The organism is Burkholderia sp. Bp8984, from assembly GCF_003853755.1.
In the GTDB taxonomy this organism is placed as follows: domain Bacteria; phylum Pseudomonadota; class Gammaproteobacteria; order Burkholderiales; family Burkholderiaceae; genus Burkholderia.
Map to the genome: position 1 here is coordinate 98,846 of NZ_QTQN01000009.1, position 20,809 is coordinate 119,654.

Genomic DNA, 20,809 nt, shown 5'->3' on the forward strand with positions numbered 1-20,809 from the left:
TCTTGATATCCCGGCGCCCGCCCTAAAATGAAACGGACGCGCGCCGGGCCGCTCCCCGGCGCACTGCGGATTCACGCGGCGGCGCATCGCGCCGCCCGACTCTTCCCCGTTTTTCTCAAGGAACGCAGATGGAGCAATTTCACGGCACGACCATCGTTTCGGTCCGGCGCGGCGACAAGGTCGCGCTCGGCGGCGACGGCCAGGTAACCCTCGGCAACATCGTCATGAAGGGTGGCGCGCGGAAAGTGCGGCGGATCTACAACAACCAGGTACTGGTCGGATTCGCGGGCGGCACCGCCGATGCGTTCTCGCTGCTCGATCGCTTCGAGGCGAAGCTCGAGAAGCACCAGGGCAACCTGACCCGCGCGGCCGTCGAGCTCGCGAAGGACTGGCGCACCGACCGGATGCTGCGCCGCCTCGAGGCGATGCTGATCACGGCCGACGCGACCACCACGCTCGTGATCACCGGCAACGGCGACGTGCTCGACCCGGAAGGCGGCATCTGCGCGATCGGTTCGGGCGGCGCCTATGCGCAGGCCGCGGCCCGCGCGCTCGCGGAGAACACCGAGCTGTCGCCGCGCGAGATCGTCGAGAAGTCGCTCGAGATCGCCGGCGACATGTGCATCTACACGAACCACAACCGCATCATCGAAACGATCGAGTAAGGACCGCCCCATGAGCACCATGACCCCTGCCGAGATCGTCTCGGAACTCGACAAGCACATCATCGGCCAGGCCAAGGCGAAGAAGGCCGTCGCGGTCGCGCTGCGCAACCGCTGGCGCCGCCAGCAGGTCGCCGACCCGCTGCGCCAGGAAATCACGCCGAAGAACATCCTGATGATCGGGCCGACGGGCGTCGGCAAGACCGAAATCGCACGACGCCTCGCGAAGCTCGCCGACGCGCCGTTCATCAAGATCGAAGCGACCAAGTTCACCGAGGTCGGCTACGTCGGCCGCGACGTCGACAGCATCGTGCGCGACCTGATCGAGATCTCGGTCAAGCAGACGCGCGAATCCGAGATGCGCAAGGTGCGCAGCAAGGCCACCGACCAGGCGGAAGACCGCATCCTCGACATCCTGCTGCCGCAGCCGCGCGCGGTGGGCTTCGGCGGCAATGCCGACCACGCGAACGACGACAACAACGCGACGCGCCAGACCTTCCGCAAGCGCCTGCGCGAAGGCCAGCTCGACGACAAGGAAGTCGAGCTCGACCTCGAGCAGCCGTCGGCCGGCATGGACATCATGGCGCCGCCGGGGATGGAAGAAATGACCGAGCAGATCCGCTCGATGTTCTCGAACCTCGGCAGCGGCAAGAAGCAGCGCCGCAAGGTGAAGATCAAGGAAGCGCTGAAGCTGCTGACCGACGAGGAAGCGGCGAAGATGCTCAACGACGAGGAAGTGAAGACGAAGGCCGTGCAGAACGTCGAGCAGAACGGCATCGTGTTCCTCGACGAGATCGACAAGATCACGTCGCGCAACAACGAAGGCAACGGCGGCGAAGTGTCGCGCCAGGGCGTGCAGCGCGACCTGCTGCCGCTCGTCGAGGGCACGACGGTCAACACGAAGTACGGGATGGTGAAGACCGATCACATCCTGTTCATCGCGAGCGGCGCATTCCACCTCGCGAAGCCGAGCGACCTGATTCCCGAACTGCAGGGCCGCTTCCCGATCCGCGTCGAGCTCGACTCGCTGTCGGTGAAGGATTTCGAGGCAATCCTCGTCGCGACCGATGCCAGCCTCGTCAAACAGTACCAGGCGCTGCTCGCCACCGAAGACGTGCAGCTCGAGTTCGCCGAAGACGGCATTCGCCGCCTGGCCGAAATCGCGTACGCGGTCAACGAGAAGACCGAGAACATCGGTGCGCGCCGGCTCTACACGGTGATCGAGAAGCTGCTCGAGGAAGTGTCGTTCTCGGCCGGCAACCACGCCGGCGAGCGCGTGACGATCGACGCGCAGTATGTCGACCGTGCGCTCGGCGAAGTGTCGCAGGACGAAGACCTGTCGCGCTACGTGCTGTAACGCGCGCGGTGGCGAATGCGAAACGGGCGGCTCCTTCGGGGCCGCCCGTTTTCGTTGGGGCGGCCGGCCGCTGCCGCCGCACCGCTTACTGGCGCACCGGCTTCTTCGCGAGCTTGCGCTGCAGCGTGCGGCGGTGCATGTTCAGCGCGCGCGCGGTTGCCGAAATGTTGTTGTTGTTCTCCGCGAGCACGCGCTGGATGTGCTCCCATTCGAGCCGGTCGACCGACAGCACGACCGGATTCTCGAGCGCCTCGTCGGCCTGCACTTCGCTCGCGTTGGTCTGCAGCGCGGCCAGGATCGACTCGATGTTCGCCGGCTTCGCGAGATAGTTGTCGGCGCCTTCCTTCACGGCCTGCACGGCGGTCGCGATGCTCGCGTAGCCGGTCAGCACGAGAATCCGCGCGTCGGGCTGCAGGTCGCACAGCGGCGCGATCAGGCTCAGCCCCGAATCGTCGCCGAGGTGCAGGTCGACGGTGATGAACTGGAACTTGCCGCCGGCCGCGAGCCGCAGCGCCGCCTCCTTGTCGTGCGCCTGCTGGACCGCGTAGCCGCGGCGCTCGAGGCCGCGCGCGAGCGTGCCCGCGAACACCTCGTTGTCGTCGATCACCAGGAAATTGTTCTCGCTCATGTGGTTTCTCCGTCTACGTGTTGGTTGAGGCGGCCGGCGCCGTGACGCGCGCCACCGGCAGGCGCAGCACCGCGCGGGTTCCGCGGCCGGTGACGCCAGCCGGGCGGCTGTCCGGCGCGGCTGGCGCTCGTTCGCTCGCGCGCTGGCCCGACGCAGCAGCGGCGTGACCGTTCGCACCGCCACCCGCGCGCCCGTTGCCGCCCGCCGCGCGCGGCGTGACATCGGACAGCTCGACCTCGCCGCCGAGGCGCGCGGCCGCGCTGAACGCAAGATACAGGCCGACCCCGTGTCCGCCCTGCGTGCTGTCGACCGGCATCGCGCCGAGCGATTCGCGCAATGCGGCCGGAATGCCCGGGCCGTCGTCGCATACTTCGAATTCGATCTGGTCGCCCGCCCGGTCGTTGTGCGCGAGCTTCGCGGCCAGCGTCACGCGGTGCGGGCTCGCCCGCGCGGCATTGTCGAGCAGGATCGTCAGGATCTGGCCGGCCGCGACCGTGTCGTCGAGCGCGACGCCAGACGGGCGCGCACCCAGCAGCTCGAACTGCACGTGCGGATGCCGCAGGCGCCAGTGCTCGACGAACGTGTCGAGCCAGTCATCCACCGGCTGACGGCTCGCCGGCGCGCTCGCGCGGCTGCGCAGCCGCGCGAGCGCCGACGTGCAGAGCGTCATCTGTTCTTCCAGCACCTTCAGGTCGCCCTCGTAACGCGCGAGCCCCGGATCGGCGCGTGCCGCGTCGCGCAGTTCCTCCGCGAGCATCGCGATCGTCGACAGCGGCGTGCCCATCTCGTGCGCGACGGTGGCCGCCTGCACGCCGAGCGCGACCGCCCGCTCGTCGCGCAGCAGGTGCGCCTGCGCCTCGCCGAGCGCCGCATCGCGCTGGCGCAGCGCGTTCGACATGCGCGCGACGAACCATGCGATCAGCCCGACGCTGACCATGAAGTTCGCCCACATCCCGGTGCGGTAGTAGTCGAACAGGTTCGCCGGGTTATCCATGTTGAGCGGCACCGAATCGAAGCCGAGCGCCGCGTAGCACGCGACCGCGAACGCCGCGAGCCAGATCATCAGGTGCCACGGCAGCACGGCCGCCGCGATCGCGAGCGACGGCAGGTACAGCGACACGAACGGGTTGGTCGTGCCGCCCGACAGGAACAGCAGCGCCGACAATGCGCCGAGGTCGACCCACAGCTGGCCGAGCAGCTCGAAATTGGTCTCGGGCCGCGCGCGCAGCACGCGCACCCAGGTCAGCGCGTTGAAAACGATTTCGAGCGCGATGACCATCAGCATCGCCGGCAGCGGCAGATGCACGCCGAAATAGGTCTGCACGACGCCGATCGTCACGAGCTGGCCGATGATCGCGAGATTGCGCAGCCAGAACAGGTGACTGAGGTTGACGCGCCCGGTGGTGGTGATTCGTTGCATCCGAGCAGTTTACCCGTTTAGCGCCCGGCGCCTCTACCGGGGGCCGGATCGGTGGGGACGAACGGAGCACCGGGCGAGCCGGCGTCGCATCGGGTTGCACGGGCCGGCAACCGTCAGCCGGCCGCACCGGTCATGCGTTGCGCGATCTCGTCGGCGAGGCACTCCGGACAGCGGCAACGCGTACCGGCTGCCGACGGCGCGCCGCCGGGCAGGGCCGGCATCGATGCACACCAGCACTCGAACGGCTGCGTGCCGGCGCCGCAGTCGAAGCCGCGCCCGCAGTGCGGGCAACGCGCTCGGCGCGGGGTCGGACGGGCGGCGGCGGCGGAATCGGTCATGGCTGAAGCGTGAAAGCGGGCATGCACGTCGCCCTACGCGACAAGCATAGCGCGGCGCACGGATTTTGCACGTCTGCCGTCCGGCCGATGCGTGCCGCCGACACCGCGCCGCACGCGGCGCACGTCGCCCCGCTCGCGCCGCCGGCGCGGGGGGCGGCGCGGGGGGCGGCGCGGGGGGCGGCGCGGGGGGCGGCGCAGGGTCCGGCGCAGGGTCCGGCGCCATGGCCGGCGCCATGGCCGGCGGGCCGCCGCGCGTGGCGCCGGGCCCGCGCGATCGGCCGTCCGGCCAGCCCAAAAACCCGATGCTGCGCTGCGCCACTCCTGTACAATTCGCCCTGTTTCAACCGTTCCCAGCCAGAGCCGCCGCCATGTCCGAGCCCATCGACCTCTCGCAGATCGCCCCCACGCTGAAGGCAGAAATCCTCGCCGAGGCGCTGCCGTACATCCGCCGCTACCACGGCAAGACCGTGGTGATCAAATACGGCGGCAACGCGATGACGGAAGAGCGGCTCAAGCAGGGTTTCGCGCGCGACGTGATCCTGCTGAAACTGGTCGGCATCAATCCGGTGATCGTCCACGGCGGCGGCCCGCAGATCGATCATGCGCTGAAGAAGATCGGCAAGGCCGGCACCTTCATCCAGGGCATGCGCGTCACCGACGAAGAAACGATGGAAGTCGTCGAATGGGTGCTGGGCGGCGAAGTCCAGCAGGACATCGTGATGCTGATCAACCACTTCGGCGGCCATGCGGTGGGCCTGACGGGCAAGGACGGCGGCCTGATCCATGCTCGCAAGCTGCTGATGCCGGACCGCGACAATCCGGGCCAGTACATCGACATCGGCCAAGTCGGCGAAGTCGAGGCGATCAACCCGGCGGTCGTGAAGGCGCTGCAGGACGACGCATTCATCCCGGTGATCTCGCCGATCGGCTTCGGCGAGGACGGCCTCTCATACAACATCAACGCCGATCTGGTCGCGGGCAAGCTCGCCACGGTGCTGAACGCCGAGAAGCTGCTGATGATGACCAACATCCCCGGCGTGATGGACAAGGACGGCAACCTGCTGACCGACCTGTCGGCGCGCGAGATCGACGCGCTGTTCGAGGACGGCACGATCTCGGGCGGCATGCTGCCGAAGATCTCGTCGGCGCTCGACGCGGCGAAGAGCGGCGTGAAGTCGGTGCACATCGTCGACGGCCGCATCGAGCACTCGGTGCTGCTGGAAATCCTGACCGAGCAGCCGTTCGGCACGATGATCCGCTCGCATTGAGCGCGCGCCGCAAGACCACCCGCCCCGACCTGCCGGCGTCGCTGCGACGCCGGCGCATCTCCCGCAGCCGGCCGCGCGCCGGCTCGCCTGTCTGGCTGTTCGATCTCGACAACACGCTTCATCACGCATCGCACGCGATCTTCCCGGAGATCAACCGCGCGATGACGCAATACATCATCGACACGCTCCACGTCGGGCGCGTCGAAGCCGATCGCCTGCGCACCGGCTACACGCAGCGCTACGGCGCCGCGCTCCTCGGCCTCACGCGCCACCATCCGATCGATCCGAACGACTTCCTGCGGGTCGTGCACACGTTTTCCGACCTGCCCGCGATGCTGCGCGCCGAGCGCGGCCTCGCGCGCATCATCGCCGCGCTGCCGGGCCGCAAGTTCGTGCTGACCAACGCGCCCGAGAACTACGCGCGCGCGGTGCTGCGCGAGCTGCGCATCGAACGCCTGTTCGAGCGCGTGATCGCGATCGAGCACATGCGAGACAGGCGTGCGTGGCGCGCAAAGCCCGATCACACGATGCTGCGCCGCACGCTGCGCGCCGCGCACGCGCGGCTCGCCGACGCGATCCTCGTCGAGGATACCCGCAGCCACCTGAAGCGCTACAAGCGCCTCGGCATCGGCACCGTATGGATCACGGGCCACCTTCCGGGTCATCTGCCGAACATCGGCCGGCCGCATTATGTCGACCAGCGCATTCGTTCGTTAAAATCGCTGCGACTGGGCACACGATCGGGGCGACAAAAATGCAGCCGACTTACCCGCAGGACCAAGCCGTAACGGAAGACCAGGCCACGCCGTCCCGCCCGCGCCCGAAGCCGGGCGAGCGGCGCGTGATGATCCTGCAGACGCTCGCCGCGATGCTGGAGGCGCCGAAGCCCGAAAAAATCACGACGGCCTCGCTCGCGGCCCGGCTCGACGTGTCGGAAGCCGCGCTGTACCGGCACTTCTCCAGCAAGGCGAAGATGTACGAAGGGCTGATCGAGTTCATCGAGCAGGCGCTGTTCGGCCTCGTCAACCAGATCGTCGCGAAGGAGCCGAACGGCGTGCTGCAGGCACGCACGATCGCGCTGACGATGCTCAATTTCGCCGCGAAGAACCCCGGCATGACGCGCGTGCTGACCGGCGAGGCGCTGGTCGGCGAGGACGAGCGGCTCACCGAGCGCGTGAACCAGCTGCTCGACCGGATCGAGGCGACCGTCAAGCAGTGCCTGCGGGTCGCGCGCACCGAATCCCAGGCGCCCGACGGCGCGGCGCCGTTCGTGCTGCCGGCCGATTACGATCCCGCCGCGCGCGCAAGCCTGCTCGTCAGCTATGTGATCGGCCGGTGGCATCGCTTTGCCAAAGGCGGGTTCCAGAAGCCGCCCGGGGAACAGGCCGATGCGCATTTGCGGCTGATTCTGCAGTGACGCGCGCTTCCATCCGACTCGGCACGACCGGACAAGTGAGCCAGCGCTTCTCGATATCGGCCAGCCTCCGCGTGGAAGGAAACCTGTCCGACTACTCGGTGGCCACGGGGCAATTCACGGCAAAGTACCGCTGCTGGTAACGCGGCCAGCGGGTCGCACGCCCCGATGCAATCCGCCTCCGGCGGAATTCCGCTATACTTTGCCGACTTGCCGCCCCCTTGGCGGCAGGCCGGAAGCGCGCCGATTTGCTGACTCGATTGCGGGCGCGCGAACCGGCCGGGGCCTTGACGCGTCGATGCGTCGTTCCCCGGCGGTTCACTACAAATGCGGCTAAAGAGGTCGTCAGCCGCGCACCTTCGACTCCGCGCCTCGCCGACACCATTTAGCCGCCCAGTCATATGGCATAAGGCGGAACGAATGGAATCGATCGGCATCGTCGCTCCACAGACCATGCACTTCGCCGAACCGCTGCGCTTGCAAAGCGGCAGCGTGATCGGCAACTATCAGCTCGTCGTCGAGACGTACGGCGAGCTCAACGCCGCGCGCTCGAACGCGGTGCTCGTCTGCCACGCGCTCAACGCGTCGCACCACGTCGCTGGCGTCTACGCGGACGATCCGCGCAGCACCGGCTGGTGGGACAACATGGTCGGCCCCGGCAAGCCGCTCGACACCAACCGCTTCTTCGTGATCGGCGTGAACAACCTCGGGTCGTGTTTCGGCTCGACCGGCCCGATGAGCATCGATCCGTCGACCGGCAAGCCGTACGGCGCGCGCTTCCCCGTCGTCACCGTCGAGGACTGGGTGCACGCGCAGGCGCGCGTCGCCGACGCATTCGGCATCGAGCGCTTCGCCGCCGTGATGGGCGGCAGCCTCGGCGGGATGCAGGCGCTCGCGTGGAGCCTGATGTATCCGGAGCGCGTCGCGCACTGCATCGACATCGCGTCGACACCGAAGCTGTCCGCGCAGAACATCGCGTTCAACGAGGTCGCACGCTCGGCGATCCTGTCCGATCCCGACTTCCACGGCGGCGACTACTACGCACACGGCGTGAAGCCGAAGCGCGGCCTGCGCGTCGCGCGGATGATCGGCCACATCACGTACCTGTCCGACGACGACATGGCCGAGAAATTCGGCCGTGCGCTGCGCCGTGCGGACGGCGCGCTCGACGCGTACAACTTCAGCTTCGACGTGGAGTTCGAGGTCGAGTCGTACCTGCGCTATCAGGGCGACAAGTTCGCCGACTACTTCGACGCGAACACCTATCTGCTGATCACGCGCGCGCTCGACTACTTCGATCCGGCGAAGGCGTTCGACGGCAACCTGACGGCCGCGCTCGCGCACACGCAGGCGAAATACCTGATCGCGAGCTTCTCGACCGACTGGCGCTTCGCGCCGGCGCGTTCGCGCGAGATCGTGAAGGCGCTGCTCGACAACAAGCGCACGGTCAGCTACGCGGAAATCGACGCGCCGCACGGCCACGACGCGTTCCTGCTCGACGACGCGCGCTATCACAACCTGCTCCGCGCGTATTACGAACGAATCGCCATCGAGGTGGGGGCATGAACCAGCAAGCACTGAATTCCCTGTCCGCCCGCGCGGACTTCCGCGCGATCGCCCGCTGGGTCGAACCGCGCGCGACCGTGCTCGACCTCGGCTGCGGCGACGGCTCGCTGCTGTCGCTGCTGTCGGAAGAACTCGACGTGTCCGGCTACGGGATCGAACTGAACGACGCGGGCGTGCTCGCCAGCGCGAAGAACGGGATCAACGTGATCCAGCAGAACCTCGAGGACGGCCTGCGCCTGTTCGAGGATCACAGCTTCGATTTCGCGATCCTGTCGCAAACCCTTCAGACGATCCACCAGACGGCCGCGATCCTGCGCGAAACCGCGCGCGTCGGACGCGAATGCATCGTGTCGTTCCCGAACTTCGGCTACTGGGCGCACCGGTTGTCGGTGCTGCGCGGCCGGATGCCGGTGTCGAAGTCGCTGCCTTACCAGTGGCACAACACGCCGAACGTCCGGGTGCTGACGATCAAGGATTTCGAGGCGCTCGCGCCCGAAGTCGGCGTCACGATCCTCGACCGCATCGTGCTGCACGAAGGCCAGCCGATTCGATGGGGAGCGAACTGGCGTGGTAGTCTTGCTGTCTATCGCGTCAAGCGCAGCTGAGCCGGGGGGGCCGTTGACGGACGCCGACGGCCCGCACGCACGTACGGCCGCGCTCCTGTGCTACCCGCGCCGCCGCCTGCGCTGCCGCCGCCATCAGTCAACGCTACCCAGTTTCCGTCCATGTCCAAAACGCCACACGAGGCGCCCGCACTCACCGCTCACGAGGATCACCCCGGCTGGCGCGCCTATCTGAACACGCACATGCTGATCTGCGTGTTCCTGGGCTTCACGTCGGGGCTGCCCCTGTTCACGCTCGTCTACCTCGTGCAGGCATGGCTGCGCTCCGAGGGCGTGAACCTGAAGGAAATCGGCCTGTTCGCGCTGATCCAGTTCCCGTATACGTGGAAGTTCCTGTGGGCGCCGCTGATGGACCGCTACATCCCGCGCCTGCCCGGCTGGCGGCCGGGCCGCCGGCGCGGCTGGATGCTGCTCACGCAGGTGCTGGTCGCCGTCGCGATCGCCGCGCTCGGCTTCGTGTCGCCGCGCGACTCGATCTGGACGGTTGCCGCGCTCACGACGCTCGTCGCGTTCTTCGGCGCAAGCTCCGACATCGTGATCGACGCCTATCGCCGCGAACTGCTGCGCGACACCGAGCAAGGCCTCGGCAACGCGGTGCACGTGAACGCATACAAGCTCGCCGCGCTGATCCCCGGCTCGCTCGCGCTGATCCTGTCCGACCACATGCCGTGGGACGCCGTGTTCGCGCTCACCGGCGCGTTCATGCTGCCGGGCATCCTGATGACGCTGCTCGTGCGCGAACCGGAAGTCGTCGGCGCGCCGCCGCGCAACCTGCGCGACGCGATCGTGCTGCCGTTCCGCGAATTCATCCAGCGCGACGGCTGGAGCGGCGCGCTGCTCGTCATCGCGTTCATCTTCCTGTTCAAGATCGGCGACACGATGGCCACCACGCTGTCGACGTCGTTCTTCCTCGACATCGGCTTCACGCGCACCGAGATCGGCATCGTCGCGAAGACCACCGCGCTCGTCGCGAGCGTCGCCGGCGGCATCATCGGCGGCGTCTGGCTCGTGAAGATCGGGATCGGCCGCGGGCTGTGGATCTTCGGCGCGCTGCAGATGGTGTCGACGCTCGGCTTCGCATGGCTCGCGCAACTCGGCCCCGGCTCGCCGGTGCTCGCGATGCTGTACGACTTCACGGTATCGACGAGCCATGCGATCGCGGCGGCGCTGTCCGTGTTCGGCGTCGCGGTCACGCCGCAATTCAGCCCGATGACGGTCGCGCTCGCGATCGTCTACGGCGTCGAAACCTTCACGACCGGCCTGACGATGGCCGCGTTCGTCGCGTATATCGCGAGCACGACCGATCCGCGCTACACGGCCACGCAGTTCGCGCTGTTCACGAGCCTGGCGTCCGTGCCGCGCACCCTCGCATCGGCCGCGAGCGGCTTCATCGTCGCGAAGATCGGCTGGTTCGACTACTTCATCGTGTGCACCGCGCTCGCGATCCCCGGCATGCTGCTGCTGTTCAAGATCGCGCCGTGGAACGGCACCGCGCGCAACGGCGAGGCCAGCCGTGCGCAATGACCGCCTGCATCGCGTGGCGCGCGTCGCCGCCGCGCTGGGCGTCGGCTTCGCGATGCTCGGCGCGGCGGGAAGCGCTCATGCGTCCGACACCGTTGCGGCCATGGCCGGCTCCGCGCCCGCTGCCCCGGCATCGCCGTCCACACCGGCTGCATCCGCTCCCCCGCCTGCAGCCGAAGCCGCGCAGCCGACCGGCGCCGCCGTGCCCGCGAAAGCCTATACGCCGGCGCCGCAGCAGGTTCGCTACGGCAATGCGATCGCGTTCCGCACGCTGATCCCGTCGCCGCTGCTCGAACAACTCACCGCGAACGAATACGCGCAGATCGTCCAGGCCGCCGCCGACAGCGACCGCCTGCTGCCCGCGAACCAGCCGCGCGTGAAGCGGCTGCGCGCGATCGTCATGAAGCTCGCGCCGTATTCGGTGAAGTGGAACGATCGTGTGAAGAGCTGGGCGTGGGACGTCAACGTGATCCGCTCGCGCGACATCCGCATCACCTGCCTGCCGGGCGGCAAGGTGCTCGTGTACGGCGGGCTGCTCGATCGCGTCCGCCTGAACGACGACGAGTTCGGCGTGCTGATCGCACACGGCATCGCGCATGCGCTGCGCGAACACGCGCGCAGCAATTTCAGCGCGACGTCGCAAACATCGCTGCGCGCCGCCACGCTGCCGCCGCTGTTCGGCGTCGGCGATCCGTTGCCGCAGGCGCTGAACCTCGGCGAACGCCTGCAGACGCTGCGCTACGACCCGACCGACGAAACCGAAGCCGACGTGATCGGCGGCGACATCGCCGCCCGCGCGGGCTTCGATCCGCGCGCGGCGATCACGCTGTGGGACAAGCTCGCGGCGGCGACGCGCGCGAACAAGGCGTCGGGCTTCATCTACATGCATCCGTACAGCGCCGCGCGGCGGCAGGATCTGCTGAACCGCCTGCCGGACCTGATGCCGCTGTATGCGAAGGCGACGGCCAAACGCGTCGACACGCTGCCCGACTACGCGGGCATCAGCGCGCAGCGGCGCAAGGTCGTACGGCGCTGAGCGCCGCACCCGGCGGCTTCCCCGGGAATCACCGGCACGCATCACCGGCGCACGAGGCCAGGCGCTACGCGCCGACTTCCGACTCGACCGGCCGGCTGCCGATTTCGCGCATCCAGCGTACTTCGTCTCCCGGGCTGCGGCCGAACAGCCGCTTGAACTCGCGGCTGAACTGCGACGCGCTCGCATAACCGACCCGTGCCGACGCCGCACCCGCGCCGAGACCGTCCTGCACCATCATCAACCGGGCCTGGTGCAGGCGCGCGGCCTTCACATACTGCATCGGCGACGTCGCCGTCACGTGCTTGAACTGCGCGTGGAACACCGCAACGCTCATCCCGGCCTCGCGCGCGAGCGTCTCGACGTCGAGATCTGCCTTCAGGTCCGCATGGATGCGCCGCAGCGCCTTCGCGATGCGGCCGAAATGATGCTGCTGGACGAGCGCCGCCCGAATCGCGTCGCCCTGCGCCCCCGTCAGCACGCGGTATGCGATCTCGCGCATGATCGCCGGCCCGAGCACGCACGTGTCGTGCGGCGACGCGAGCGCTTCGAGCAGCCGCACCACCGCGTCGGCGAGCGGCGCGTCGAGCGGCGTCGAATAGACGCCGTGCGGCTCGCTGACTGAAGCACCCAGCGTCTCGTCGAGCAGGATCGCGAGCTCGGCGATCACCGCGAGATCGACGCGGATCGAGATCGCGAGAAACGGCTCGTCCATGCTCGCGAAGGTCTCGCATTCGAACGGTAGCGGCACCGACAGCACGAGATACTGCTGCGCGTCGTAGACGAACGAGCGGTCGCCGAGATAGCCGAGCTTGCGGCCCTGGCACACGACGATGATGCTCGGTTCGTACAGCACCGGCATGCGCGGCACGGGGCGGTTCACGCGGAAGAAGCGCACGCCGTCGAGCGCCGCCGGCGTATCGCCCTCGTTCGGCGCGAGACGCGCATGCAGCTCGATCATGCGGCGCCGCACACGGTCGCCCGTGTCGTCGAAAAGGGGTTGGAAGCTCACGGGCGTCGTCATGTCCGGCAAGAGAATCAGGCTCGCAATGTAGCACCTTGAAAGCGTTTTGACGGCCGTTCGCGTGCACTTCGAGAGGAATAGGCAAATCTTCGAGACCTTCGTGTATTTCGCCGACGCGGCCCGCTCCTTACGATGGGCACCTGTCTCGCCGCGTCGCCACATGATGCGGCGGCAGTCTGATTCGCCGGACTTTTTGCCGGACAAGGAGCCCCCTGCATGAGCACAACCTACGCTTACGCGGCGACCGACGCGCGCTCGCCGCTCGCCCCGTTCGAATTCCAGCGCCGCGCGCTGCGCGACCTCGACGTCCAGATCGAGGTGCTCTACTGCGGCGTCTGCCACTCGGACCTGCACCAGGCCCGCAACGAATGGCGCAACACGATCTACCCGGTCGTGCCGGGCCATGAAATCGTCGGCCGCGTGACCGCGACCGGCCCGCAAGTGTCGCGCTTCAAGGTCGGTGAGCTGGTCGGCGTCGGCTGTCTCGTCGATTCGTGCCGCACCTGCCCGAGCTGCGCGGAAGGCCTCGAGCAGTATTGCGAGAACGGCTTCGTCGGCACCTACAACGGCCAGGACCGCGTGACCGGCGACGTCACGTACGGCGGCTATTCAACGCAGCTCGTCGTCGACGAGGCATTCGTGCTGCGCGTGCCCGAGACACTCGACCCGGCCGGCGCCGCGCCGCTCTTGTGCGCGGGGATCACGACCTATTCGCCGCTGCGCCAGTGGAACGTCGGGCCCGGCAAGAAGGTCGGGATCGTCGGCCTCGGCGGCCTCGGTCACATGGGCGTGAAGCTCGCGCGCGCGATGGGCGCGCACGTCGTGCTGTTCACGACGTCGCCGTCGAAGATCGAGGACGGCAAGCGTCTCGGCGCGCATGAGGTCGTGATCTCGAAGGACGAAGCGCAGATGAACGCGCACCTGAACAGCTTCGACTTCATCCTGAACACGGTCGCCGCGCAGCACGACCTGAACCCGTTCCTGCACCTGCTGAAGCGCGACGGCACGATGACGCTCGTCGGCGCGCCGGAGCACGACCATCCGTCGCCGCAGGTGTTCAACCTGATCTTCAAGCGCCGCCGCCTCGCGGGCTCGCTGATCGGCGGGATCGCGGAAACGCAGGAAATGCTCGACTTCTGCGCGGAGCACGGCATTACGTCGGATATCGAAACGATTCCGATGCAGCAGATCAATGCCGCTTACGAGCGGATGCTGAAGAGCGACGTGAAGTACCGGTTCGTGATCGACATGGCGTCGATCAAGCAGTAAGCGACGCACCAAACGAAACGGGGCCGCATGTTCGACATGCGGCCCCGTTTTGCGTCCGGCGACCGGACGACTCGACGGCGACGCGCAGCGCGTCGCGCCGACGCTCACTTCTTGTAGTCGTAGTCGACCGTCAGCGGCGCGTGATCGCTGAACTTGATGTCCTTGAAGATCGACGTGCGCTTCGCGGTGCCGGCCACGCCCGGTGTCGCGATCTGGTAATCGATCCGCCACCCGACGTTCTTCGCGTACGCCTGGCCGCGATTGCTCCACCACGTGTACTGCTCGGGGCGCGGATCGAGCGTGCGGAACACGTCGACGTAGCCGACATCGTCGAACAGCTGCGTGAGCCACGCGCGCTCTTCCGGCAGGCAGCCCGAATTCTTCTGGTTGCTCTTCCAGTTCTTGATGTCGATTTCCTTGTGCACGATGTTCACGTCGCCGCACAGGATCACCTCGCGCTTCTTCTTCAGTTCGGCGAGGTGCGGCATGAACTCGTCCATGAAGCGGTACTTCGCCTGCTGGCGCTCTTCGCCGCTCGAGCCGGACGGCACATACACCGACACGACCGACAGCTTGCCGTAGCGCGCCTCGACGTAGCGCCCCTCGGAATCGAATTCGCTGCTGCCGAAGCCGATGATCACGTCATCGGGCTCGTGGCGGCTGTACACGCCCGCGCCGCTGTAGCCCTTCTTCTCGGCGTGATGGAAGTAGCTCCTGAAGCCGTGCGGCTCGACGAATTCGGCCGGCAGGTCGTCGGCCGATACCTTGATTTCCTGCACGCACACGCAGTCGGCATTCTGTTCGCCGAGCCATTCGAAGAAGCCCTTCTTCGCGGCGGAGCGGATGCCGTTCAGGTTGGCGGTAATCACTCGCATCATGTCGGGTTCCGTTGTTCAGTTCAGTTCAGTTCGATGTGGTTGCAGGATCGCAGCCTAGCGGATCTTCACGCCTTCGAGTTCCGGCTTCGGCGGCGGGAATTCGAGCTTCATGTCGGTCATCGTGCGCAGCAGCAGCTCGGCGATCATCACGTTACGGTGCGTCTTCGAGTTCGCCGGGATCACGTACCACGGCGCATGCTCGGCCGACGTCGCGGCGAGCGCATCGCGGTACGCCGACTGGTACGCCTCCCAGTGCTTGCGCGCGTCGAGATCGGCGATGTCGAACTTCCAGTGCTTGGTCGGATCGTCGATGCGCGCCTGCAGCCGCGCGCGCTGCTCGTCCTTCGAGATGTGCAGGAAGCACTTGACGATCGTCGTGCCGTTCTCGAACAGCATCGTCTCGAAATCGCGGATCTGCCGGTAGCGGCGCTCGCATTCCTTGTCGTCGATCGCGCCGATCACGCGCGGCACGAGCACGTCTTCGTAGTGGCTGCGATTGAAGATCGCGAGCTCGCCCGCGGCCGGCACCTGCGCATGCACGCGCCACAGGAAGTCGTGCGCGGCCTCGATCGGCGTCGGCGCCTTGAACGACACGACGCGCAGGCCGAGCGGATCGACCTCGCGGAACACGGCGCGCACGGTGCCGTCCTTGCCGCTGGTATCCATCCCCTGCAGCACGAGCAGCACGCGCTTCTTCTGCTGCGTGTGCAGGCGCTCCTGCTGGACGTCGAGCTCGGTCGATACGGCCGACAGCCGTTCGCGGTCGGCGTCCTTCGACCCCGACGAAAACGGCTTCGCGGCCGGATCGAACGCATCGAGCTTGAATGCGGCAGCTTCCTTCTCGCGCGTGCTGTACGGCACGCGGAAATCGTCGAGCGACGGTTGTTTCGCCATTCGTTCCTCCGTTGGACGGTGCGATGCACACGCGCACACGATAACGCATGCACCAAAACGACGGGCCGCCCCGAACAGGTTCGGCGGCGGCCCGTGGTCAGGCGCGGTTCAGGCGCGCGGCCATGCTCAGCCGAGTTTCTTCTTCAGCAGCTCATTGACCTGCTGCGGATTGGCCTTGCCCTTGGTCGCCTTCATCGCTTGGCCGATCAGCGCGTTGAACGCCTTTTCCTTGCCGGCGCGGAACTCCTCGACCGACTTCGCGTTCGCCGCCAGCACCTCGTCGATGATCGCTTCCAGCGCGCCGGTGTCGGAAATCTGCTTCAGGCCCTTCGCGTCGATGATGCGGTCGGCCGCGCCTTCGTCGGTCGCCTTCTCGTCCCAGATCGTCGCGAAGATTTCCTTCGCGATCTTGTTCGAGATCGTGCCGTCGGCGATGCGCTGCAGCACCAGCGCAAGCTGCGCGGCCGACACGGGAATCGCGTCGATCTCGATGCCGTCGCGGTTCAGCTGCGACGACACGTCGCCCATCAGCCAGTTCGCGGCGATCTTCGCGTTCGCCGCGCCGGCCTTCGCGACCACCGCCTCGAAGTAGGCGGCCATCGCCTTGCTCGACGTCAGCACGCCCGCGTCGTACGCGGACACGCCGTACTGCTCGACGAAGCGCTGCTGCATCGCGGCCGGCAGCTCGGGCATGCCGGCCTGCACGCGCTCGACCCAGTCACGGCCGATCACGAGCGGCATCAGGTCGGGGTCGGGGAAGTAGCGGTAGTCGTGCGCGTCTTCCTTGCTGCGCATCGAACGCGTCTCGCGCTTGTCCGGATCGTAGAGGCGCGTTTCCTGCACGACTTCGCCGCCGTCCTCGATCAGCTCGATCTGGCGGCGCACTTCGTAGTTGATCGCCTCTTCAAGGAACCGGAACGAGTTCAGGTTCTTGATCTCGGCACGCGTGCCGAACTTTTCCTGGCCGACCGGGCGCACCGACACGTTCGCGTCGCAGCGGAACGAGCCTTCCTGCATGTTGCCGTCGCAGATGCCGAGCCACACGACGAGTGCGTGCAGCGCCTTCGCATACGCGACGGCCTCGGCCGCGCTGCGCATTTCCGGCTCGGTGACGATCTCGAGCAGCGGCGTGCCCGCGCGGTTCAGGTCGATCCCGGTCATCCCGGCGAAGTCTTCATGCAGCGACTTGCCCGCATCTTCCTCGAGGTGCGCGCGGGTCAGGTTGACGGTCTTCTCGTACGCTTCCTTGCCGGCCTTTTCGTTGGCGGGCACCTGGATCGTGATCTGGCCGCCCTGCACGACCGGAATCTCGTACTGGCTGATCTGATAGCCCTTCGGCAGATCGGGGTAGAAGTAATTCTTGCGCGCGAAGATGCTGCGCGGCGCGATGGTCGAGCCGATCGCGAGGCCGAAGCGGATCGCGCGCTCGACCGCGCCGCGGTTCAGCACCGGCAGCACGCCCGGCAGCGCCAGGTCGACCGGGCAAGCCTGCGTGTTCGGCTCCGCGCCGAACTGCGTCGACGCGCCCGAGAAAATCTTCGAGACGGTCGACAGTTGCGCGTGCGTCTCGAGACCGATGACGACTTCCCATTGAGTAGCCATATGCTTACACCCCTGCCGGAACTTGCTTGTGCCAGTCGGTCGCGCGCTGGAACGCGTCGGCGACCTGCAGCATCCGGGCTTCGTTGAAATAGTTGCCGATGATCTGCAGGCCGACCGGGCGCTTCGCGTTCGCGCCGGCGCCGAAGCCGCACGGCACGCTCATGCCGGGCAGACCGGCGAGGCTCACCGACAGCGTGTAGATATCCGCGAGATACATCTGCACCGGATCGTCGCCCTTCGCGCCGAGATCCCATGCGACCGTCGGCGACGCCGGGCCCATGATCACGTCGCACGACTTGAACGCTTCCTGGAAATCGTTCGCGATGATGCGGCGGATCTTCTGCGCCTGCAGGTAGTACGCGTCGTAGTAGCCGTGCGACAGCACGTAGGTGCCGACCAGGATCCGGCGCTTCACCTCGGGGCCGAAGCCTTCGGCGCGCGACTTCTTGTACATGTCGAGCAGGTCGCCGTACTGCGCGGCGCGGTGGCCGAAGCGCACGCCGTCGAAACGCGACAGGTTCGACGACGCCTCGGCCGGCGCGATCACGTAGTACACGGGGATCGACAGTTCCGTCTTCGGCAGCGACACCGGCACGAGGGTCGCGCCGAGCGCTTCATACTGCTTGAGCGCCGCGTCGATCGACGCGCGCACGTCGTCGGCCAGACCATCACCGAAATACTCGTTCGGCAGGCCGATGCGCAGCCCCGCGAGCGGCTTGCCCGCATCGTTGCCGGCCGCCCACGGCTGGCCGAGATGACGCGTGAAATCCTCGTCGTCGCGCTCGAGGCTCGTCGAGTCGCGCTCGTCGAAGCCGGCCATCGCGTTCAGCAGCAGCGCGCAGTCGGACGCGCTCTGCGCCATCGGGCCGCCCTGGTCGAGCGACGACGCGAACGCGATCATCCCGTAGCGCGACACGCGGCCGTAAGTCGGCTTGATGCCCGTCACGCCCGCGAACGACGCGGGCTGGCGGATCGAGCCGCCGGTGTCGGTGCCGGTCGCGGCCGGCGCGAGGCGCGCGGCGACGGCCGCCGAGCTGCCGCCCGAGCTGCCGCCCGGCACGGCGTTCGTGTCCCACGGGTTCTTCACCGCGCCGAACGCCGAGTTCTCGTTGGACGAGCCCATCGCGAACTCGTCCATGTTGGTCTTGCCGAGCGTGACCATGCCGGCCGCCTGCAGGCGGGCAACGACGGTCGCGTCGAACGGGCTTTCGTAGTTCGCGAGCATCTTCGAGCCGGCGGTCGAGCGCCAGCCGCGCGTGACGAACACGTCCTTGTGCGCGATCGGCAGGCCGGTCAGCGCGCCGCCCGCGCCGCGCGCGAGTTCGGCGTCGGCGGCCTTCGCCTGCGCAAGGGTGAGGTCGGCATCGACATGGACGAACGCGTTCAGGTCGCGTGCCGCGTCGATCCGTTTCAGGTAGAGCTGCGCGAGCTCGACGGCCGAGCATTCCTTGGCGGCGAGCGCGGCGCGCAGTTCGGTCAGGCTTTTTGCGTGCATTGAGTGGTTTTCCTGGGAATTCTGGGTGGCGCGCGGCGCAAGCCGGCCGGCGCGCTTCTCGTCGAATGCTTACTCGATCACCTTCGGCACGAGATAGAGGCCGTCCTGGACGGCCGGCGCCGGACGCTGGTTGTCGTCGCGATTGACGACTTCCGTCACGGCGTCGTCGCGCAGGCGCTGCGCGACTTCCTGGATCTGTTCGATCGGGTGGGCGAGCGGCGCGATGCCGGCGGTGTCGACCGCCTGCATCTGCTCGACGAGGCCGAAGAATTCATTGAGCTGGCCGAGCGTATGCTCGGCGTCGGCGTCGGCCATTTCGAGTCGCGCGAGGTGCGCGATGCGTTTCACATCGGTCAGGGTCAGGGCCATGCGATCACCGGAAAAACAAGGCTGCGCAGCGCATTGAAAACCGCGCTGCGGCGGGGGGTTGGAGGGTACGATCCCACCCTCAAAAATCAGGGCCGAAGCGGCAAAAATACCGTCCGTTTCGATTCAAATACCGCGAAATTATAAGGTATCATTACGCGTTCGACCCAAACCCGGCAGCCTTTTCCCGCACCGTTTCGCCCCGCTTCGGCAAGCCGTGCGTGCTTCGTGCGATTCCCGGTAGACATCACTCGCAGCTTCGTGCGCCGCGGCGGCCGCTTCCGCCACGCTTCCCGAGGCTGTTATTTTTTCCGCTGCCCGCCCTCAGCGTTCGCTATGCAGGGCCGGCCCAGAGCGAAACAGGATTCTGAATGTTCGGTTTTTTGCGCAGCTACTTCTCCAACGATCTGGCGATCGACCTCGGCACCGCAAACACCCTGATCTACATGCGCGGCAAGGGCATCGTGCTCGATGAGCCGTCGGTCGTGTCGATCCGCCAGGAAGGCGGCCCCAACGGCAAGAAGACGATCCAGGCAGTCGGCAAGGAAGCCAAGCAGATGCTCGGCAAGGTGCCGGGCAACATCGAGGCGATCCGCCCGATGAAGGACGGCGTGATCGCCGACTTCACCGTCACCGAGCAGATGATCAAGCAGTTCATCAAGACGGCGCACGAGTCGCGCATGTTCTCGCCGTCGCCGCGCATCATCATCTGCGTGCCGTGCGGCTCGACCCAGGTCGAGCGCCGCGCGATCAAGGAAGCCGCGCACGGCGCCGGCGCATCGCAGGTCTACCTGATCGAGGAGCCGATGGCGGCCGCGATCGGCGCCGGCCTGCCGGTGTCGGAAGCCACCGGCTCGATGGTCGTCGACATCGGCGGCGGCACCACGGAAGTCGGCGTGATCTCGCTCGGCGGCATCGTCTACAAAGGCTCGGTGCGCGTCGGCGGCGACAAGTTCGACGAAGCGATCGTCAACTACATCCGCCGCAACTACGGGATGCTGATCGGTGAGCAGACGGCCGAGGCGATCAAGAAGGAAATCGGCTCCGCGTTCCCGGGCTCCGAAGTCAAGGAAATGGAAGTGAAGGGCCGCAACCTGTCGGAAGGCATTCCGCGCAGCTTCACGATCTCCAGCAACGAAATCCTCGAAGCGCTGACCGATCCGCTGAACCAGATCGTGTCGTCGGTGAAGATCGCCCTCGAGCAGACGCCGCCGGAACTCGGCGCCGACATCGCCGAGCGCGGGATGATGCTGACGGGCGGCGGCGCACTGCTGCGCGACCTCGACCGCCTGCTCGCGGAAGAAACCGGCCTGCCGGTGCTCGTCGCCGAAGATCCGCTCACCTGCGTCGTACGCGGTTCGGGCATGGCGCTCGAACGCATGGACAAGCTGGGCAGCATCTTCTCGTACGAGTGATCGACGAGTGATCGCCTAAGCAGTCCCGTTTGATAT

General features: G+C 67.2%; 20 protein-coding genes. 11 read left to right on the top strand and 9 right to left on the bottom strand.

Annotated features, from left to right (window positions below; translation table 11 throughout):
• Nucleotides 1-128: 128 nt before the first annotated feature.
• Together hslV and hslU are read left to right on the top strand one after the other, a co-directional pair.
• Nucleotides 129-665, top strand: a complete 537-nt coding sequence (gene hslV, locus DID98_RS12100) for an ATP-dependent protease subunit HslV (protein WP_006760749.1) — start codon at nt 129-131, stop codon at nt 663-665.
• Nucleotides 666-675: 10 nt separating this feature from the next.
• On the top strand, nt 676-2,019 hold the full coding sequence (hslU, locus tag DID98_RS12105; protein WP_124570757.1) for an ATP-dependent protease ATPase subunit HslU: 1,344 nt from the start codon (nt 676-678) through the stop codon (nt 2,017-2,019).
• An 85-nt stretch (nt 2,020-2,104) separates the two neighbouring features.
• Here the strand turns inward: hslU and DID98_RS12110 are convergent, their stop codons facing one another.
• From DID98_RS12110 to DID98_RS12120, 3 genes are all read right to left on the bottom strand, one after another.
• Entirely contained in the window at nt 2,105-2,647 is a 543-nt protein-coding gene (locus tag DID98_RS12110; protein ID WP_044847841.1) for a response regulator transcription factor, read from the bottom strand.
• 13 nt (nt 2,648-2,660) lie between these two features.
• Entirely contained in the window at nt 2,661-4,067 is a 1,407-nt protein-coding gene (locus tag DID98_RS12115) for an ATP-binding protein (RefSeq protein WP_124570758.1), read from the bottom strand.
• Nucleotides 4,068-4,180: 113 nt separating this feature from the next.
• Nucleotides 4,181-4,405, bottom strand: a complete 225-nt coding sequence (locus DID98_RS12120) for a cysteine-rich CWC family protein (protein ID WP_124570759.1) — start codon at nt 4,403-4,405, stop codon at nt 4,181-4,183.
• 368 nt (nt 4,406-4,773) lie between these two features.
• Here DID98_RS12120 and argB point away from each other — a divergent pair, with 368 nt between their 5' ends.
• The 7 genes from argB to DID98_RS12170 all read left to right on the top strand — a co-directional run bounded on the left by argB (nt 4,774) and on the right by DID98_RS12170 (nt 11,833).
• Nucleotides 4,774-5,673, top strand: coding sequence for an acetylglutamate kinase (argB, locus tag DID98_RS12135; protein ID WP_006490510.1), 900 nt, complete (start codon nt 4,774-4,776; stop codon nt 5,671-5,673).
• Nucleotides 5,670-6,461: an HAD-IA family hydrolase gene (locus DID98_RS12140; protein WP_124486692.1), complete on the top strand. Its 792-nt coding sequence runs from the start codon at nt 5,670-5,672 to the stop codon at nt 6,459-6,461. Before argB ends, DID98_RS12140 begins: the two co-directional genes overlap by 4 nt.
• Entirely contained in the window at nt 6,428-7,090 is a 663-nt protein-coding gene (slmA, locus tag DID98_RS12145) for a nucleoid occlusion factor SlmA (protein WP_124486693.1), read from the top strand. Before DID98_RS12140 ends, slmA begins: the two co-directional genes overlap by 34 nt.
• Before the next feature lie 417 nt (nt 7,091-7,507).
• On the top strand, nt 7,508-8,653 hold the full coding sequence (locus DID98_RS12155; RefSeq protein WP_044847831.1) for a homoserine O-acetyltransferase: 1,146 nt from the start codon (nt 7,508-7,510) through the stop codon (nt 8,651-8,653).
• The gene (metW, locus tag DID98_RS12160; RefSeq protein WP_044847830.1) at nt 8,650-9,258 is read left to right on the top strand and encodes a methionine biosynthesis protein MetW; all 609 of its coding nucleotides are present in this window, start codon (nt 8,650-8,652) and stop codon (nt 9,256-9,258) included. Before DID98_RS12155 ends, metW begins: the two co-directional genes overlap by 4 nt.
• A gap of 120 nt (nt 9,259-9,378) precedes the next feature.
• Complete coding sequence (locus DID98_RS12165; RefSeq protein WP_124570760.1) at nt 9,379-10,800, top strand: AmpG family muropeptide MFS transporter; 1,422 nt, start codon at nt 9,379-9,381, stop codon at nt 10,798-10,800.
• Nucleotides 10,790-11,833 carry a M48 family metallopeptidase gene (locus DID98_RS12170; protein WP_124570761.1) on the top strand — a complete coding sequence of 348 codons (1,044 nt, stop codon included), beginning with the start codon at nt 10,790-10,792 and terminating at the stop codon, nt 11,831-11,833. The genes DID98_RS12165 and DID98_RS12170 overlap by 11 nt, the downstream gene beginning before the upstream one ends.
• Nucleotides 11,834-11,897: 64 nt before the next feature.
• Here DID98_RS12170 and DID98_RS12175 read toward each other — a convergent pair whose 3' ends face one another.
• Nucleotides 11,898-12,842, bottom strand: coding sequence for an AraC family transcriptional regulator (locus DID98_RS12175; RefSeq protein WP_044847827.1), 945 nt, complete (start codon nt 12,840-12,842; stop codon nt 11,898-11,900).
• 228 nt (nt 12,843-13,070) lie between these two features.
• Here DID98_RS12175 and DID98_RS12180 point away from each other — a divergent pair, with 228 nt between their 5' ends.
• Nucleotides 13,071-14,123 (top strand): NAD(P)-dependent alcohol dehydrogenase, encoded by a 1,053-nt coding sequence (locus DID98_RS12180; RefSeq protein ID WP_124520555.1) that lies wholly within the window; start codon nt 13,071-13,073, stop codon nt 14,121-14,123.
• A 104-nt stretch (nt 14,124-14,227) separates the two neighbouring features.
• On the opposite strand, the gene DID98_RS12185 is transcribed toward DID98_RS12180, so the two are convergent.
• The 5 genes from DID98_RS12185 to gatC all read right to left on the bottom strand — a co-directional run bounded on the left by DID98_RS12185 (nt 14,228) and on the right by gatC (nt 19,361).
• On the bottom strand, nt 14,228-15,001 hold the full coding sequence (locus DID98_RS12185; RefSeq protein WP_044847825.1) for an exodeoxyribonuclease III: 774 nt from the start codon (nt 14,999-15,001) through the stop codon (nt 14,228-14,230).
• Between the two features lie 54 nt (nt 15,002-15,055).
• Nucleotides 15,056-15,895, bottom strand: coding sequence for a polyphosphate kinase 2 family protein (locus DID98_RS12190; protein WP_124570762.1), 840 nt, complete (start codon nt 15,893-15,895; stop codon nt 15,056-15,058).
• Between the two features lie 126 nt (nt 15,896-16,021).
• The gene (gatB, locus tag DID98_RS12195; RefSeq protein ID WP_124570763.1) at nt 16,022-17,497 is read right to left on the bottom strand and encodes an Asp-tRNA(Asn)/Glu-tRNA(Gln) amidotransferase subunit GatB; all 1,476 of its coding nucleotides are present in this window, start codon (nt 17,495-17,497) and stop codon (nt 16,022-16,024) included.
• Between the two features lie 4 nt (nt 17,498-17,501).
• Nucleotides 17,502-18,992, bottom strand: coding sequence for an Asp-tRNA(Asn)/Glu-tRNA(Gln) amidotransferase subunit GatA (gatA, locus tag DID98_RS12200; protein ID WP_124486699.1), 1,491 nt, complete (start codon nt 18,990-18,992; stop codon nt 17,502-17,504).
• Nucleotides 18,993-19,061: 69 nt separating this feature from the next.
• The gene (gatC, locus tag DID98_RS12205; protein ID WP_006407213.1) at nt 19,062-19,361 is read right to left on the bottom strand and encodes an Asp-tRNA(Asn)/Glu-tRNA(Gln) amidotransferase subunit GatC; all 300 of its coding nucleotides are present in this window, start codon (nt 19,359-19,361) and stop codon (nt 19,062-19,064) included.
• A gap of 368 nt (nt 19,362-19,729) precedes the next feature.
• Here gatC and DID98_RS12210 point away from each other — a divergent pair, with 368 nt between their 5' ends.
• Nucleotides 19,730-20,773, top strand: coding sequence for a rod shape-determining protein (locus DID98_RS12210; protein WP_004189550.1), 1,044 nt, complete (start codon nt 19,730-19,732; stop codon nt 20,771-20,773).
• Nucleotides 20,774-20,809: the final 36 nt, after the last annotated feature.